The 14,508-nt window shown below is 35.7% G+C and carries 15 protein-coding genes; all 15 read right to left on the reverse strand.

The window, feature by feature from the left end:
* Positions 1 to 112 precede the first annotated feature (112 nt).
* Positions 113 to 544: an OsmC family protein gene (locus tag C7437_RS04325; protein ID WP_111438392.1), complete on the reverse strand. Its 432-nt coding sequence runs from the start codon at positions 542 to 544 to the stop codon at positions 113 to 115.
* A 20-nt stretch (positions 545 to 564) separates the two neighbouring features.
* Positions 565 to 1,311, reverse strand: coding sequence for an amino acid ABC transporter ATP-binding protein (locus tag C7437_RS04330; RefSeq protein WP_111438393.1), 747 nt, complete (start codon positions 1,309 to 1,311; stop codon positions 565 to 567).
* A 13-nt stretch (positions 1,312 to 1,324) separates the two neighbouring features.
* Positions 1,325 to 1,966, reverse strand: a complete 642-nt coding sequence (locus C7437_RS04335) for an amino acid ABC transporter permease (protein ID WP_111438394.1) — start codon at positions 1,964 to 1,966, stop codon at positions 1,325 to 1,327.
* A gap of 18 nt (positions 1,967 to 1,984) precedes the next feature.
* Complete coding sequence (locus C7437_RS04340) at positions 1,985 to 2,797, reverse strand: substrate-binding periplasmic protein (RefSeq protein ID WP_111438395.1); 813 nt, start codon at positions 2,795 to 2,797, stop codon at positions 1,985 to 1,987.
* 25 nt (positions 2,798 to 2,822) lie between these two features.
* Entirely contained in the window at positions 2,823 to 3,443 is a 621-nt protein-coding gene (locus C7437_RS04345; RefSeq protein WP_170122306.1) for a TetR/AcrR family transcriptional regulator, read from the reverse strand.
* Positions 3,444 to 3,806: 363 nt separating this feature from the next.
* The gene (glnA, locus tag C7437_RS04350) at positions 3,807 to 5,141 is read right to left on the reverse strand and encodes a type I glutamate--ammonia ligase (protein ID WP_111438397.1); all 1,335 of its coding nucleotides are present in this window, start codon (positions 5,139 to 5,141) and stop codon (positions 3,807 to 3,809) included.
* Positions 5,142 to 5,181: 40 nt separating this feature from the next.
* Positions 5,182 to 5,565, reverse strand: coding sequence for a MerR family transcriptional regulator (locus tag C7437_RS04355; RefSeq protein WP_111438398.1), 384 nt, complete (start codon positions 5,563 to 5,565; stop codon positions 5,182 to 5,184).
* A gap of 117 nt (positions 5,566 to 5,682) precedes the next feature.
* Complete coding sequence (locus C7437_RS04360; RefSeq protein ID WP_111438399.1) at positions 5,683 to 6,933, reverse strand: methionine gamma-lyase family protein; 1,251 nt, start codon at positions 6,931 to 6,933, stop codon at positions 5,683 to 5,685.
* A 109-nt stretch (positions 6,934 to 7,042) separates the two neighbouring features.
* The gene (locus C7437_RS04365; RefSeq protein WP_111438400.1) at positions 7,043 to 7,342 is read right to left on the reverse strand and encodes a rhodanese-like domain-containing protein; all 300 of its coding nucleotides are present in this window, start codon (positions 7,340 to 7,342) and stop codon (positions 7,043 to 7,045) included.
* Between the two features lie 74 nt (positions 7,343 to 7,416).
* Positions 7,417 to 7,638, reverse strand: a complete 222-nt coding sequence (gene hfq / locus C7437_RS04370; protein WP_111438401.1) for an RNA chaperone Hfq — start codon at positions 7,636 to 7,638, stop codon at positions 7,417 to 7,419.
* A gap of 64 nt (positions 7,639 to 7,702) precedes the next feature.
* The gene (gene miaA / locus C7437_RS04375) at positions 7,703 to 8,623 is read right to left on the reverse strand and encodes a tRNA (adenosine(37)-N6)-dimethylallyltransferase MiaA (RefSeq protein WP_111438402.1); all 921 of its coding nucleotides are present in this window, start codon (positions 8,621 to 8,623) and stop codon (positions 7,703 to 7,705) included.
* Entirely contained in the window at positions 8,616 to 9,536 is a 921-nt protein-coding gene (locus tag C7437_RS04380; protein ID WP_245909207.1) for an alpha/beta fold hydrolase, read from the reverse strand. The genes miaA and C7437_RS04380 overlap by 8 nt, the downstream gene beginning before the upstream one ends.
* Positions 9,533 to 11,188 (reverse strand): glycerol-3-phosphate dehydrogenase/oxidase, encoded by a 1,656-nt coding sequence (locus C7437_RS04385; protein ID WP_111438403.1) that lies wholly within the window; start codon positions 11,186 to 11,188, stop codon positions 9,533 to 9,535. The genes C7437_RS04380 and C7437_RS04385 overlap by 4 nt, the downstream gene beginning before the upstream one ends.
* Entirely contained in the window at positions 11,189 to 12,700 is a 1,512-nt protein-coding gene (gene glpK, locus C7437_RS04390) for a glycerol kinase GlpK (RefSeq protein ID WP_111438404.1), read from the reverse strand. It lies immediately after the preceding gene.
* Positions 12,701 to 12,710: 10 nt separating this feature from the next.
* Positions 12,711 to 14,480: a DNA mismatch repair endonuclease MutL gene (gene mutL, locus C7437_RS04395; protein ID WP_111438405.1), complete on the reverse strand. Its 1,770-nt coding sequence runs from the start codon at positions 14,478 to 14,480 to the stop codon at positions 12,711 to 12,713.
* Positions 14,481 to 14,508: the final 28 nt, after the last annotated feature.

Consider the following 14,508-nt stretch of genomic DNA (forward strand, 5'->3'; position numbering starts at 1 on the left):
TATCATATCCAAACGAAAAGTGGACATTTTCGTTTGGATTATCGAAAAAACCCCTTTACCATTTATGGTTGAGGGGTTTTATTTTTGTTCAATTATAATTTTAGTTTACCTATTATCCTTCAACTTCAATAATTATTTCTTCTCCATTTAATGTTAATCGATAAGAAATTTCTGCGTTTAGTGAAGCTGAAACAGCACAATATTTTTCTTCACCGAGTCTAATGGCGCGAACTACTTTTTTAGCATCAATATCCCCTTTTACATCAAACAATAGTACTGCAGCTGTAAATGCTGTAGGCAGTTCTTCACGTCGAGCACCATCCACTGTAATTTCAATAGATTTTATTTTTTCTAAATGTGGTTTTAAAATCATCGTTACATCAATTCCAATACATCCGGCTAAAGAACTTAGTAACATTTCAGTTGGTGTTGGAGCTTGTCCCTCTCCTCCATAATTTGGAGTTGCATCCATTAACATTGGGTAACCTGAAGGACCTTTTGCTTCAAAAGCACGTCCTCCTTGCCAAATTGCTTTAACTTCCATTTTTATCAACCTTTCTTTTATTAGAATTCATTCACTTTCGCTAAAAATTTCTGAGCTCGTTCTGTTGCTGGCTGAGCAAAGAAAGCTTTTGGTTCCGAGTCTTCTACAATTTGTCCATCTGCCATAAATAAAATACGATCAGCAGCACTTTCAGCAAACCTCATTTCATGTGTAACAATAACCATTGTCATACCTTCATCTGCTAATTCTTTCATCACTTTTAATACTTCTCCTACTAACTCAGGATCCAATGCTGAAGTTGGTTCATCAAACAACATAATTTTAGGTTCCATTGCAAGAGCACGTGCAATTGCAACACGTTGTTGTTGACCACCAGATAATTTAGAAGGATACACATCTTCTTTTTCTTGTAAACCGACACGCTTCAATAATTGAGCAGCCACTGTTTTCGCTGTACTTTTCGATTGTTTTTTTACAATTATTAATGCTTCCATTACATTTTCAATAACTGTTTTATGTGGGTAGAGATTAAATTGTTGAAAAACCATACCTGTATCTTGCCGAATTTCATGAATCGTTTTAAGACGAGTCTTTTTCTTATCTGTTGCTTTTAACAGATGATTATTGATAGAAACAGAACCACCCGTTATTGTTTCAAGTCCATTTAAACAGCGTAAAAACGTACTCTTACCTGAACCACTCGGTCCAATTACAGCGACAACTTGATGGGCAGGAATAGTCAATGAAATATGCTTTAATACTTCATGTTGATCATAGCTTTTAGATAAATCATTTGCTTGTATCATACCGTTCTCTCCCTTAATAAACAGATAATCTTTTCTCAATTTCATTCAAAATAAATGTAAATGCCGTACTCAGAATCCAGTACATTACAGCGATCGATAGATAGAACGGCATATATACGTAATACTGTGCTATTAATAGTTGCGCAGACCGTAGTAATTCCGTAACCGCAATAACGGATACTAATGACGTTTCTTTTAACATACCTACAAATGTATTACCAAGTGGAGGAATAGAAATGCGTATTGCTTGTGGGATGACAATACGGCGAATTGCCTGACCCTCCGTCATTCCAGTTGCTAGTGCAGCTTCTGTTTGCCCTGCCGGAACTGCTTGAATTGCACCCCTAAAAGCCTCAGATACATATGCTCCAATATTAATACTTAGAGCAATATAGGCCGCTGTAAGAGCACCTAATTCAATTCCGTAGTCAACCAGTCCATAATAGACGATGACGAGTTGAACAAGTGGCGGTGTTCCCCGAATAATCGATACATACACTCTCGCTATTGTACGAAAGAAACGATTGCCCTTTAAACGAGCAATCGCTGTAATCAAACCGATAATCAAGCCGAAAAACATAGATACCACTGTAATTAATAAAGTGTAATATGCGCCTTTAAATAAAAAGGGCAAATTATCAATTACTAAATCCATGTAAACTACCTTCTTTCTTTAATCAGCTTGTGGTTCTTCGTCAAACCATTTAACAAAAATTTCTTGATACTTACCGTCTTCTTTCATTTCTACAAGTGCTGTATTTAATGCTTCAACTAATTCTGTATTACCTTTTTTAACTGCTACTGCAGCTTTGTCAGACTTAATTGGTTCACCAACAGCCTTAATTTTAAATCCACTTGCTTCGATAACTGGTTTTAAAGCATACGAATTATTAATTGTTGCATCTATACGTCCTGCATCTAAATCTTTTAAAGTTGTAATTACATCATCATAGGTATTAATTTGAAACTCTCCTACTTTTGGTAATAACTCATTACGTAAATAGGTTTCATCATTTGTTCCCAAGCCGACTCCAATTTTTTTACCTTTGAAATCTTCTACTGATGTAATCGTTGTATTATCTTCATTGACAATTACTTTTACATGGTTCGTAATATAAGGTTCCGTGAAATCTATTTGTTTTTTTCGATCATCTGTTATCGTTACTTGGCTAACTAGCATGTCGAACTTACCTTTTTGTAAACCGGGTATTAATCCAGAAAAATCCTGTGCAACAAATTTCGCTTCTATTCCTAGTCTATTAGCTAATTCCTTTGCAATTTCCACGTCAAAACCATCGTATTCTTTGTCCGCATTCATAAAATTATAAGGAGCATATGTCCCCATAATCCCAACTGTAAGCTCCCCTTTATCTTGGATAGCTTGTAAAGAATTCTTATCAATTTCTTCGGTTGAATCTTTCCCACATGCTCCCAATATTAAAGCAACTGTTGTTAGTAGAACGATTAATAATGTACTTTTTTTCATTTTATTTTCCTCCTTTAGTTAAAAATCAAACCCCAAACAACCCAAAAAATTCAAACTGAACAGTTTTTTCAACAAGTTCTTCTATTTCTATTTGTTGCCAATCTTCATCCTCAGACTGGAATAACCAGCTCGATAAAGTTCCTTCAATTAAAGCCATTACAAAAACCGCTTGTAGCTCAGGATCTACAGATCGAGGTATCATTTCAAACTCAGATGCTCTTCGAATATTTTTTGCAAAAGCTTTCTTCATATCATTTTTTATCGTATCTACCTGAACTTGTAAAACAGGTTGAGAATGAATGCCCTTTAAAAGTATTTTCATCAAAAAATGATTTTTTTTTGCAAATTGGAAAAGCTTATAAAATAATTGTTTTGAAGAATCGAATGATTCACTTATAGAACCTTTCTCAATACGGTATCCAGTTGAAATCGTCTCCAATATGGCCACACGACCCTGTGTAAACATTTCAGTAGCTATCATTTCTTTACTTTTAAAATACCAATAGAAAGTTCCTTGAGATACATTTGCTTTGTTGACAATATCAGAAATTTTCGTTTGATCGTATCCATGCGTTGCGAATAATTCAAGCGCAATGTCTAATAGTTGTTTTTGCCGTTCTGTTTTTCGAGTGTTTTTGTTATCCACTATTTAATTTCTCCCCTAACTGATTCATCAGTCAGTTAAATCCTATAAGATTACTATATATTAGTCAACCATTTTTACTCAAATAAATAGTTGTTTTTATACACCATTCCACTGATTTGAATTGTTGATATTTGAAGTATCCCCAGTTTAGTGTGTAATATCATTCAATTTTACTATTTAGAGGATAAACCTTGAAATCAAAAAGCATTGGAAGCTCAGGGCTCCAATGCTTTAAAAGTACTATATTTGGTTACAGAGATTTATAGATTTTGTTGCAGAAATATGGTAGTAATAAAAATCTTAGTAAGAACCACATTATAAAACAAAAAAGCGTTGGAAGCTTAGAGCTCCAACGCTTTACTATTAATACATTTTTAGGTATTGCTCACGTTCCCATGGGTGTACAGCTGTACGGAACATATCCCATTCAATTTCTTTAGCTTCTATGAAGTTAGCATAAATATGTTCTCCTAAAGCTCCGCGAATTACTTCAGATTTACTTAATTCAACAACAGCAGCATGAAGATTTGTTGGTAAGTTATAAATACCTACTTCAATTCTCTCTTCTTCTGTCATTGTATAAATATTACGATCTACTGATGCTGGTGGTGTTAATTTATTTTTAATACCATCAAGACCTGCTTGTAAAATAACTGCTATTGCAAGGTAAGGATTAGCTGCAGGGTCTACTGAACGTACTTCTACACGAGTACTTAACCCTCTTGAAGCTGGGATACGGATTAACGGACTTCTATTTTGCCCTGACCAAGCAACATAACAAGGCGCTTCATATCCAGGTACCAAACGTTTATATGAGTTAACAGTAGGATTAGTAACCGCTGTGAATGCTTGAACATGTTTTAAGACACCCGCCATGAATTGCATTGCTGTTTCACTTAATTTAAGTTCTGTTGTATCATCAAAAAAGGCATTTACATTTCCGTTAAACAATGAAACATTACAGTGCATTCCTGAACCACTAACACCAAATAGTGGTTTCGGCATGAAAGTAGCATGTAAACCATGTTTGCGAGCAATTGTTTTTACAACCAATTTAAATGTTTGAATATTATCACATGCTGTAACTGCATCCGCATATTTAAAGTCAATCTCGTGTTGTCCAGGAGCTACTTCATGATGAGATGCTTCAACTTCAAAGCCCATCTCTTCTAGTTCTAGCACGATATCACGACGACAATTTTCTCCAAGATCTACCGGTGCTAAGTCAAAATATCCACCGCTATCATTAAGTTCTAATGTAGGTTCCCCTTTTTCATCTAGTTTGAACAAGAAAAATTCTGGTTCAGGACCTAGATTGAAATGTGTAAATCCTAATTCTTCCATCTCTTTCAAAACGCGTTTTAAATTGTTACGTGGATCCCCAGCGAATGGAGTTCCATCAGCTTTGTATACATCACAAATTAAACGAGCAACTTTACCTGTTCCAGTAATCCATGGGAAGACAACCCACGTATCTAAATCTGGGAATAAGTACATATCTGATTCTTCAATTCTAACAAATCCTTCAATCGAAGAGCCGTCAAACATCATTTTATTATCAAGAGCTTTATCGAGCTGACTCACTGGAATTTCAACATTTTTAATAGTACCTAAAATGTCTGTAAATTGAAGACGAATATAATTCACCTTGTGTTCTAGAACTAACTTTTTGATATCTTCTTTTGTAAACTTGCTCATTATTTCACTCTCCTAATATTTAGTTTTATGTGAACCTCACTTAACGATAGAAGCGAGATAGGTCCCCTTGTCTAAGTGATGCTCGTTGTTGACGGTGTGCGAGTTGCATTTCTTCTTTCACAATCGCTCGCAGTTCCGTATCTGTAATTACCCGTTTTACCGCTTTACTTGCAGCAGAACTGTTTTTCATTTCAAATATTTGTTTGATCCCAGCTATATTTACTCCAGTTTTCAATAAATCTTTAATTTCTAATAGAACATCGATGTCATCTAAAGAAAACATTCGTTGCTTTCCTTCAGTACGCGCAGGCTCAATTAGTTCTTGTTCTTCGTAGTATCTAATTTGCCTAGCTGTTAAACCAGTTAGCTGCATAACGATATTCATGGATAATAGTGGCATTGAACGTCTCCATTGTTTTTCCATCGCTGCTACCCCCCTATAGGATATACTTATTATAAAGCATTGTTAGCTTTGCTGTCAACAATATGTCAGAAAAACTTACATGAATTTAATTTTACTTATAATGTGTGTTCTAAATCCTTATATGTTAAGTGTTTGAACTGCACCTAAAATGGCATATTTCACATGTTCATATGTTAAACCACCTTGTATATATGCAGTAAAAGGAGGTCTGATTGGACCATCAGCCGTTAACTCCATACTCGAACCTTGGATGAATGTGCCTGCCGCCATAATGACATCGTCTTCATAGCCTGGCATATATGCTGGTTCGGGCGCAAATTGAGCATTTACAGGGGAGTGTAACTGAATTGCTCTGCAAAATTGAATCATTTGAGCCGCGGTTTGGAACGAAACCGATTGAATTAAATCCGTTCTTTTGTGTGAATAATGCGGCTCAGTATTCATACCAACTTCCGCTAAGACTGCCGACGTAAAAATGGCGCCTTTTACAGCTTGTGATACTACATGTGGGGCCAAGAAAAATCCTTGGTACATATCCAACAAAGTATTCAGGGAAGCACCTGCTTCTGCTCCAATTCCTGGTGAAGTCATTCGATATGCACACTTCGTAACAAATTCACTTTTACCCGCAATATATCCACCTGTTTTCGCAAGTCCGCCACCTGGATTTTTTATTAGTGAACCTGCCATTAAATCCACTCCTACATTGGTAGGTTCAAGTTCTTCAACAAATTCTCCATAACAATTATCCACAAAAATAATCGCATCTTCTTTGATTGTTCGAATCTTTATAACCATTTCTTTTATTTGATCTACTCTAAACGATGGTCGATTAGCATATCCTTTTGAACGCTGGATCGCGATTACTTTTGTCTTGCTATTAACCGATTGCTCTACAACTTCCCAATTCACTGCACCAGACGGCAATAAATCTACATGCTGATAGCTAATTCCAAAGTCAGCTAGTGAACCTGTATCCTCTTCACCACCACTTACAATTGACTGAAGTGTGTCATATGGTTTACCTGTTATGTATAGTAATTCATCATTTGGACGTAATACACCAAATAAACTAATAGAAATTGCGTGCGTTCCTGAAATAATTTGTGGACGTACTAGCGCAGCTTCTGCACCAAAAGTTGTTGCATACACTTTTTCTAAAGTATCTCTTCCCTCATCATCGTATCCATAACCATTGGAAGGATGAAAGTGGTGATCACTCACTTGGTGCGTTTTAAATGCGTGTATTACTTTTTGTTGATTTAAAAATGCTGTTTCCTCCACATTTTTATGAAACGCTGCAATCTTTTCTTCCGCACGCTTGGCTAATTCTAAAACCTCACTTGATAAAGTTGTTGTAAAAGTCATGTGAATCTCTCCAGTACTAATATTTTTTACACAATTAGAAAAGACTAATCTCAGTTGAATGAAATTAGCCTTTCCGTCTGTCTAAAAGACAAACGTGTGTTACTTTAAGTTAAAATCGCTTTTCGCCTTCCCAATCTAGCATACCACCTACTATATTGGTAACCTCAAATCCATTTGCTTCTAGAATTTCGCACGCCATTGCACTACGTCCTCCAGCTTTACAAATAATATACTGTGGAACTGATGAGTCAATTTCATCCATGCTTGTTTCTACTTGACCAAGTGGAATATGTTTTGCACCTGGAATAATTCCAGTAGCTACTTCATCACTTTCACGCACATCAATGATACTTAGTTTTTCACCTGCATCTAATTTTTGAAGAAGTTCTTCTGTTGTAATAAGATTCATACTTTAATCGCCACTTTCCATTTATATTCCTACAAATAATAATTGGACTCCACCCAAAAGTCAATTAATCCAAACTATTCGGCGCTAATATTCACTGTTTTAGAGGGCGCAAATGTAGAAATTGCATGCTTATAAATTAACTGTTGCTTTCCATCGGATTCAAATAGAACAGTAAAATTATCATATGACTTTACTAATCCTTTTAGTTGGAAGCCATTTAATAAAAATACCGTTACAAAAATTTCATTCTTTCTTAGCTGATTTAAATAGATGTCTTGAATATTCATAGGCTTCATACTACATCCTCCAATTGTTCAATCTAAAATTTTTAAACGCACATAAATATACTATTCGCCTTAATTAATAAAACTCCTTTAAAATTTCACTAGTTTCTTCTTTAATCTTTTGGGAATCAGTAAAAGGATCATACCAATGAATGTCCATTTTGTTCCTAAAATAGGTTAATTGCCGTTTTGCATATCTACGGGAGTTTTGTTTTAAGTCGACTAAGGCATCTTCTAATGAACTTTTTCCATCCAAATAAGCATATAGCTCTTTATAGCCAATTGCTTGAATCGACTGTACATCACGAATGTTTTGTTCATAAAGGCCTTGCACTTCATTTAATAACCCTTTTTCCATCATCATATCTACCCGCTTATTGATCCGTTCATAAAGAATTTCTCTATCAATCGTCAGACCGATAATATAGTGAGGATAGAGTGGCTCGTTTCCTTGATTTTGGTCAATATCACTTTTTTGTTTTCCACTTAACTCAACTCGCTCTATAGCACGTATTACCCGTTGAATATTATTTGGATGAATTTCATGTGCTGCTACTGGATCAAGTTCAATTAACCGGTTATACAGTTCTTCTGAAGATAGCCGTTCTAATTTTTCCACTAACTTAGTATCTGTCTTTTTCTCTTCCGTAAAGCGAAAATCATATAAAACAGATTGTATATATAATCCCGTACCACCAACAATTATAGGCAATTTTCCTCGTGAAGCAATTTCATCAATTTGAGTTCTAACTAGTCGTTGGTATTCAGCTACTGAAAAGCTTTCCGTAGGATCTTTTATATCCAATAAGTGATGCGGAATTCCTTCCATTTCTTTTTCTAAAATTTTAGCAGTCCCGATGGAGAGCCCACGATAAATTTGCATGGAATCTCCGTTAATAATCTCTCCATTAAACGCTTTCGCGAGTTCAATGCTGAGAGCAGTTTTTCCGACAGCAGTCGGACCTACTATTGCAATTACAAAGGGTGTTTTATTCATTGTTGATCAACCATTTATAACATACACGAAACGTTTCTAATTTATTTAACTCTAATAAAATTTCATGTCTACTTTCTTCCACTAATTGTACGGTTACATTTTTCATACCTGCGTCTGTCAAACCTTTCGCTACTTTAAATAAGTCTTTTCCATTATTTCCGACCGGATCTTGTGCACCACCTATTATCAAAACAGGTAAATCTTTCTTTATTTTATCAATTTCGCTTTTTTTATGAATAGCTTTTAGTCCACTAAAGAGATCTATATAAAATTGATTGGATGAGATAAATCCACATAAAGGATCATCCATGTATTTTTTCACTTCATCCGCATTTTTATTTAACCAATCAAAAGGTGTTTGAGGTTCTTTTATTTGCTTATTAAAGTCACCAAATACAAGCTTGTTCAATATTTCACTATCCGTTTTTGGAGTTTCAACCAAAGATGCAATTTTGCCAACTACTAATCCCAATTCTCTTTGAATATTAGGACTAAAAGCAGTTCCACAAAGAATTACTTTACTTAAGGAGTCACTGTATTTTTGCATATATCTCCGTGTGATAAAAGAACCCATGCTATGTCCTATTAATATTAGCGGTACTTCAGCTAATTCTTCCCGAACTTTAAGCAATACTTCTCTTACATCTTCTGTTACTCTTTCAAATCCATTCGATTCAGCAAAATATCCTAATTCACCATTTTTTTCTGCTGTTTTCCCATGGCCTCGGTGATCATGACCACTAACTAAAAAGCCTTTTCCAACTAAGAATTGTGCGAATTCATCATATCTTTCTATATGTTCTGCCATTCCATGCAAGAGATGTATATGTCCGATTGGAGCTTGGTCGGGTACATATTTTACAACATGAATATGATGGTGATCAGACATTTCTACTTCAAGAATCGATTTCAATGAGCACCCCTACCCTCTTTTAAAGTTGCTTGTTCATACAATTTGTCCAATTGTTTTTGAAAATTCTTTGTTTCTTGTTCCGAATAATGTAATAGGTCTTCCATCACTTTCAATACTTCGTCTTTATAAGTTGCATAAAGATCTACCTTAAAATACAGCATGCTGGTTCTACGCACTAAAAAGTCTGCTGGAGAATAGGCCATTTCATAATGGATTGCATAGTAAATTTGTGCTAATAGACTTAATGGCAAAGATGATGTTTTAACGGATTGTAAAATGTGTGCATATTGAAATACTCTATCCACATTTGATCCATATAACTTTGCAAGCTCTCTACCTTCTCCTCTTGAAAGCCCATAAGACTCTGCAAGTTCTTGCTTTTTAGCAATAAAAGACTCAAATTGAGTAGAACCCCCAACATCACCACCTGAAAGTAGTAAATGTTTCGTTACACAAGGACCATATTGTTCTTCACCCAATTGTTTGGCGATAGCATTTACAATGGACTCTGCCATTTTACGATACCCTGTCAGTTTTCCGCCAGCAATCGTAAATAACCCTGCAAGTGATTGCCAAACTTCATCTTTTCGAGAAATTTCAGATGGATTTTTACCATCCTCATAAATAAGTGGCCGAACTCCTGCCCATGTCGATTCCACATCCTCTGATGAGATCGTCACATTTGGAAACATATAATGAATGGCACCTATTAAGTAATCCACATCCTCTTGGTTTGCGATAGGATTTTGTATATCCTCTTCAAAGAAGGTGTCTGTTGTCCCAATATACGTTTTTCCATCTCTTGGAATAGCAAATACCATTCGTTTATCTGGTGTATCAAAGTAAATGGCTTGCCTCAACGGGAAATGCTTTTGATCAATAACAATATGAATACCTTTTGTTAATTTTAATCTTTTATTGTTTTCAATAGAATCTAGTGCTCTAACTGAGTCTACCCAAGGTCCAGTCGCATTAACGATTTTTTTAGCATGAATTACAATTCTTTTATTCGTCACCAAATCTAAAACTTCGGCGCCGATTATTTTATTTTCATCGTTGTATATAAAGGATTTTACTTTTGTATAATTTAAACAAACTGCACCTTTTTCAATCGCTTTTTTAATAACTTCAATTGTTAAACGAGCGTCATCTGTTCGATATTCTACATAATACCCAGCCCCTATAAGGTCCTTGCTTTTTACTAATGGTTCTTTTCGTAATGTTTCTTCTGCACTCAGCATTTGTCTACGCTCTTCTTTTTTTACTCCTGCTAAAAAGTCATACATCTTAAGTCCAGCAGATGTAGTAAAAGGGCCAAAAGTGCCTTTCTTATGGAATGGTAATAACATCCATTCAGGCTCTGTTACATGTACCGCATTTTCATAAACAATTTCTCGTTCTTTCCCAATTTCCGCAACTGTTTTTACTTCAAACTGTTTTAAATAGCGAAGACCACCGTGTACAAGTTTAGTAGATCTACTTGAAGTTCCGGCTGCAAAATCTTGCATTTCCACAAGAGCAACAGACATCCCTCTTGTAACTGCATCGAGAGCTATTCCAGCTCCAGTTATGCCTCCACCAATTACTAATACATCAAATTCATAAAAATTTAATGTATTTACTATTTGTTTTCGTTCCACTGAAGACTGCATTTATTCCACCCCTTCATCTGAAACTTTAAATACCCGTGTAGCTTCCACCGCTTTTTTCCACCCGGAATATAAATGATTGCGATTCTTGTCATCCATTTTTGGTTCATATAATTTTTGACTTTCACGCATTTTTATAAGTTCATGTTCATCTTTCCAAAATCCTGTTGCGAGACCTGCTAAAAAAGCAGCTCCTAGTGCAGTTGTTTCGTTTAGTTTCGCTAATTCAACTGGCAAATCGAGCATATCACTTTGGAACTGCATGAGGAATTCGTTTCCAACAGCACCACCATCTACTCGAAGGATTTCCACATTTACACCTGAATCCTTTTCCATCGTAGCTAGTACATCTTTTGTTTGATATGCAAGCGATTCGAGCGTAGCACGGATAAAATGCTCTTTCGTTGTTCCTCTAGTTAATCCAAAGATTGCACCTCTAGCGTCTGAATCCCAATAAGGAGTTCCTAGACCTACAAATGCAGGCACAACATATACACCTTCTGTCGAATCTACACGTTTAGCATAATTCTCCGAGTCAGAAGCTTTTTTCACCATTCGAAGTCCATCACGTAACCACTGAATAGCAGAGCCCGCAACAAATACACTACCTTCCAAAGCATAGGTTACTTTTCCATTTAACCCCCATGCTATTGTGGTTAATAAACCCGATGGAGATGCAATTGCTTCTTCACCAGTATTTAAAAGCATAAAGCAGCCAGTTCCATACGTATTCTTAGCCATCCCTTTTTCAAAGCAACATTGCCCAAAGAGAGCTGCTTGCTGATCCCCCGCAGCACCTGCGATATCTATTTGTTTTCCAAAAAATACGGATGGATCCGTTTGTGCATAAACTTCCGAGGAAGATGCTACTTTAGGTAACAGACTCATAGGAATATTTAGTTTTTCACAAATCTCTTGATCCCACTGTTGCTCGTAAATATTGTAAAGCATAGTTCTCGAAGCATTAGAATAATCAGTCACATGCACTTTCCCATTTGATAATTTCCAAATCAACCACGTGTCAATAGTTCCAAATAATAATTCACCAGCTTCGGCTTGTTCTCTTGCGCCCTCTACATTATCTAAAATCCATTTTACTTTTGTTGCAGAGAAATAAGGATCTAGCATAAGACCTGTCTTCTCTTTAAAAAATGCATCTAAATTTTGGTTTTTTAATTCATCTATGATGCCCTGCGTTTGACGTGATTGCCAAACGATCGCATTGTACACAGGCTTTCCTGTTTTTTTATTCCAGATGACGGTTGTTTCTCGTTGATTTGTTATGCCTATTGCATGTATATCTTCGGGTTGATTGCCACTTTCTGTTAAAACTGCAGCTAATACAGCTAATACGGAACCCCATATTTCTCTAGCATCATGCTCTACCCACCCAGATTTAGGAAAGTACTGTTTAAATTCCTTTTGAGCAGCGTGTACAATATTTCCTTGTTTATTAAATAGTATTGCTCTCGAGCTAGTAGTTCCTTGGTCGATTGATAAAATATATTTCCCCATACAATCCCTCCTACATGACTCTTTTGAACATCTTTTCAATTTCATACGTAGAAAAATGCACAATAACAGGTCTACCGTGCGGACATGTTAATGGATGCTGACAATTTTTTAAACTTTCGAGTAACTTCTCCATATCATTTGTAGTTAAATAATGATTGGCTTTTATTGAAAGTTTACAGCTCATCATAATTGCCGCTTCTTCTCTTAATTTTTTTATGTCTGCCTTTTTATTTGCTAAAATTTGTTCGATTAAATTCTCGATAACTTTGGTTTCCTGTCCCTTTGGAAACCAAGTTGGATATTCTCTAACAACAAAACTGGAAGAACCAAATTCTTCTAAGAAAATTCCAACCGCGTTTAATTCTTGTAAAGATTCTTTAATTCGGTAGGCTTCATCAAGTGAATAATGAAAAGTGAGTGGAAGTAGTAATGCCTGTCTTTCACTTTCGTCAACTACTCCTACTTTTTCTTTGTAAAACTCATATTTAACACGCTCTTGTGCAGCATGTTGATCAATTAAATAAAAGCCATCATCACTTTGGGCAACGATATATGTACCATGAATTTGCCCTACAACATGTAAATCTGGAAACGGCTGTTTAGTTTCAATAAATTCCTCTATTAACATTTCTTCTAAAGGTTCCATTTCTTCAAATATTAAAGTAGGCTGTCTTTTTTCTACCGAAACCTCTTGTTCTGCTTGTTCAGGTGCTTTATATGTTTGTTTAAAGAAATCAAATTGCTGCGATGGCTGCTTCTTCACTTCAAGCTTTTCTTTTATTTCAGGTGGCTGTTGTATTCGATGAATAACCGTACGAACGGTTTTTCTTACCAGCTCCATCAATTCTTGTTCTTTACTTAATCGGACTTGATGTTTAGCAGGATGTACATTGACATCGGTTAACATTGGATCCGTTTCAATATTTAATACAACAATTGGAAATCTTCCTATCGGTAACAATGTATGATAGGCATCCACGATTGCATTATTTAAGCCGTAATGTTTTACCCAACGTCCATTTACAAGAATAGTTATATAGTTTTTTGAGGCACGTGTAATTTCTGGTAATGTTGCAAATCCAGAAATATGAAAATCTGCTGATTCACTTTCAAAAGGAACCATTTTCTTTACGTTCGATACACCGTAAATAGATGCTAGCACTTGTCTTAAATCTCCACGACCACTTGTTTGAAGAATTAATTGATTGTTATTCGATAATTTGAATGCAATGTTAGGAAAGCTAATCGCTAATCTGTTGATCAAGTCAATAGAATGGCCAAGTTCTGTTTGAATGGTTTTTAAATACTTCAAACGTGCAGGTGTATTATAAAAAAGTTGATTGACTGTTATGTCTGTACCTCTTCTAATCGAAGCAGGTGAACTGGATAAAATTCGTCCACCTTCTAATTCGACTTTTGTCCCCACATTTTCTCCATCTGAAGTCCATAAGCTAATCTTTGACACAGAAGCTATACTCGCAAGAGCTTCTCCTCGAAAACCTAGTGATCGTATACGAAACAAATCATGCTCTGTTTTAATCTTGGAGGTAGCATGTCTAGAAAATGCTTGCATGGCGTCATCCGTGTCCATGCCTTTTCCATTGTCAGTTACTTGAATCTTCGTTAGCCCTGCTTCATCCAATGAAATTTCAATAGATGTGCTGCCTGCATCGATTGCATTTTCTACAAGTTCTTTTACTACCGAGGCTGGCCGTTCTACTACTTCACCAGCTGCAATTTTATTGGAAAGTAATTCATCCATAACAATAATATTTCCCATGTCTATCCTTCACCACCTTCAGGAATTA

The sequence above is a fragment of the Psychrobacillus insolitus genome (genome assembly GCF_003254155.1).
Classification (GTDB): domain Bacteria; phylum Bacillota; class Bacilli; order Bacillales_A; family Planococcaceae; genus Psychrobacillus; species Psychrobacillus insolitus.

Bases quoted from the DNA above. Each gene is read 5' to 3' on its own strand.
- C7437_RS04360 (WP_111438399.1), bottom strand. From the start codon at position 6,933: ATGACTTTTACAACAACTTTATCAAGTGAGGTTTTAGAATTAGCCAAG.
- C7437_RS04365 (WP_111438400.1), bottom strand. From the start codon at position 7,342: ATGAATCTTATTACAACAGAAGAACTTCTTCAAAAATTAGATGCAGGT.
- C7437_RS04355 (WP_111438398.1), bottom strand. From the start codon at position 5,565: ATGGAAAAACAATGGAGACGTTCAATGCCACTATTATCCATGAATATC.
- miaA (WP_111438402.1), bottom strand. From the start codon at position 8,623: ATGAATAAAACACCCTTTGTAATTGCAATAGTAGGTCCGACTGCTGTC.
- C7437_RS04340 (WP_111438395.1), bottom strand. From the start codon at position 2,797: ATGAAAAAAAGTACATTATTAATCGTTCTACTAACAACAGTTGCTTTA.
- C7437_RS04325 (WP_111438392.1), bottom strand. From the start codon at position 544: ATGGAAGTTAAAGCAATTTGGCAAGGAGGACGTGCTTTTGAAGCAAAA.
- mutL (WP_111438405.1), bottom strand. From the start codon at position 14,480: ATGGGAAATATTATTGTTATGGATGAATTACTTTCCAATAAAATTGCA.
- hfq (WP_111438401.1), bottom strand. From the start codon at position 7,638: ATGAAGCCTATGAATATTCAAGACATCTATTTAAATCAGCTAAGAAAG.
- glnA (WP_111438397.1), bottom strand. From the start codon at position 5,141: ATGAGCAAGTTTACAAAAGAAGATATCAAAAAGTTAGTTCTAGAACAC.
- C7437_RS04385 (WP_111438403.1), bottom strand. From the start codon at position 11,188: ATGCAGTCTTCAGTGGAACGAAAACAAATAGTAAATACATTAAATTTT.
- C7437_RS04335 (WP_111438394.1), bottom strand. From the start codon at position 1,966: ATGGATTTAGTAATTGATAATTTGCCCTTTTTATTTAAAGGCGCATAT.
- C7437_RS04330 (WP_111438393.1), bottom strand. From the start codon at position 1,311: ATGATACAAGCAAATGATTTATCTAAAAGCTATGATCAACATGAAGTA.
- glpK (WP_111438404.1), bottom strand. From the start codon at position 12,700: ATGGGGAAATATATTTTATCAATCGACCAAGGAACTACTAGCTCGAGA.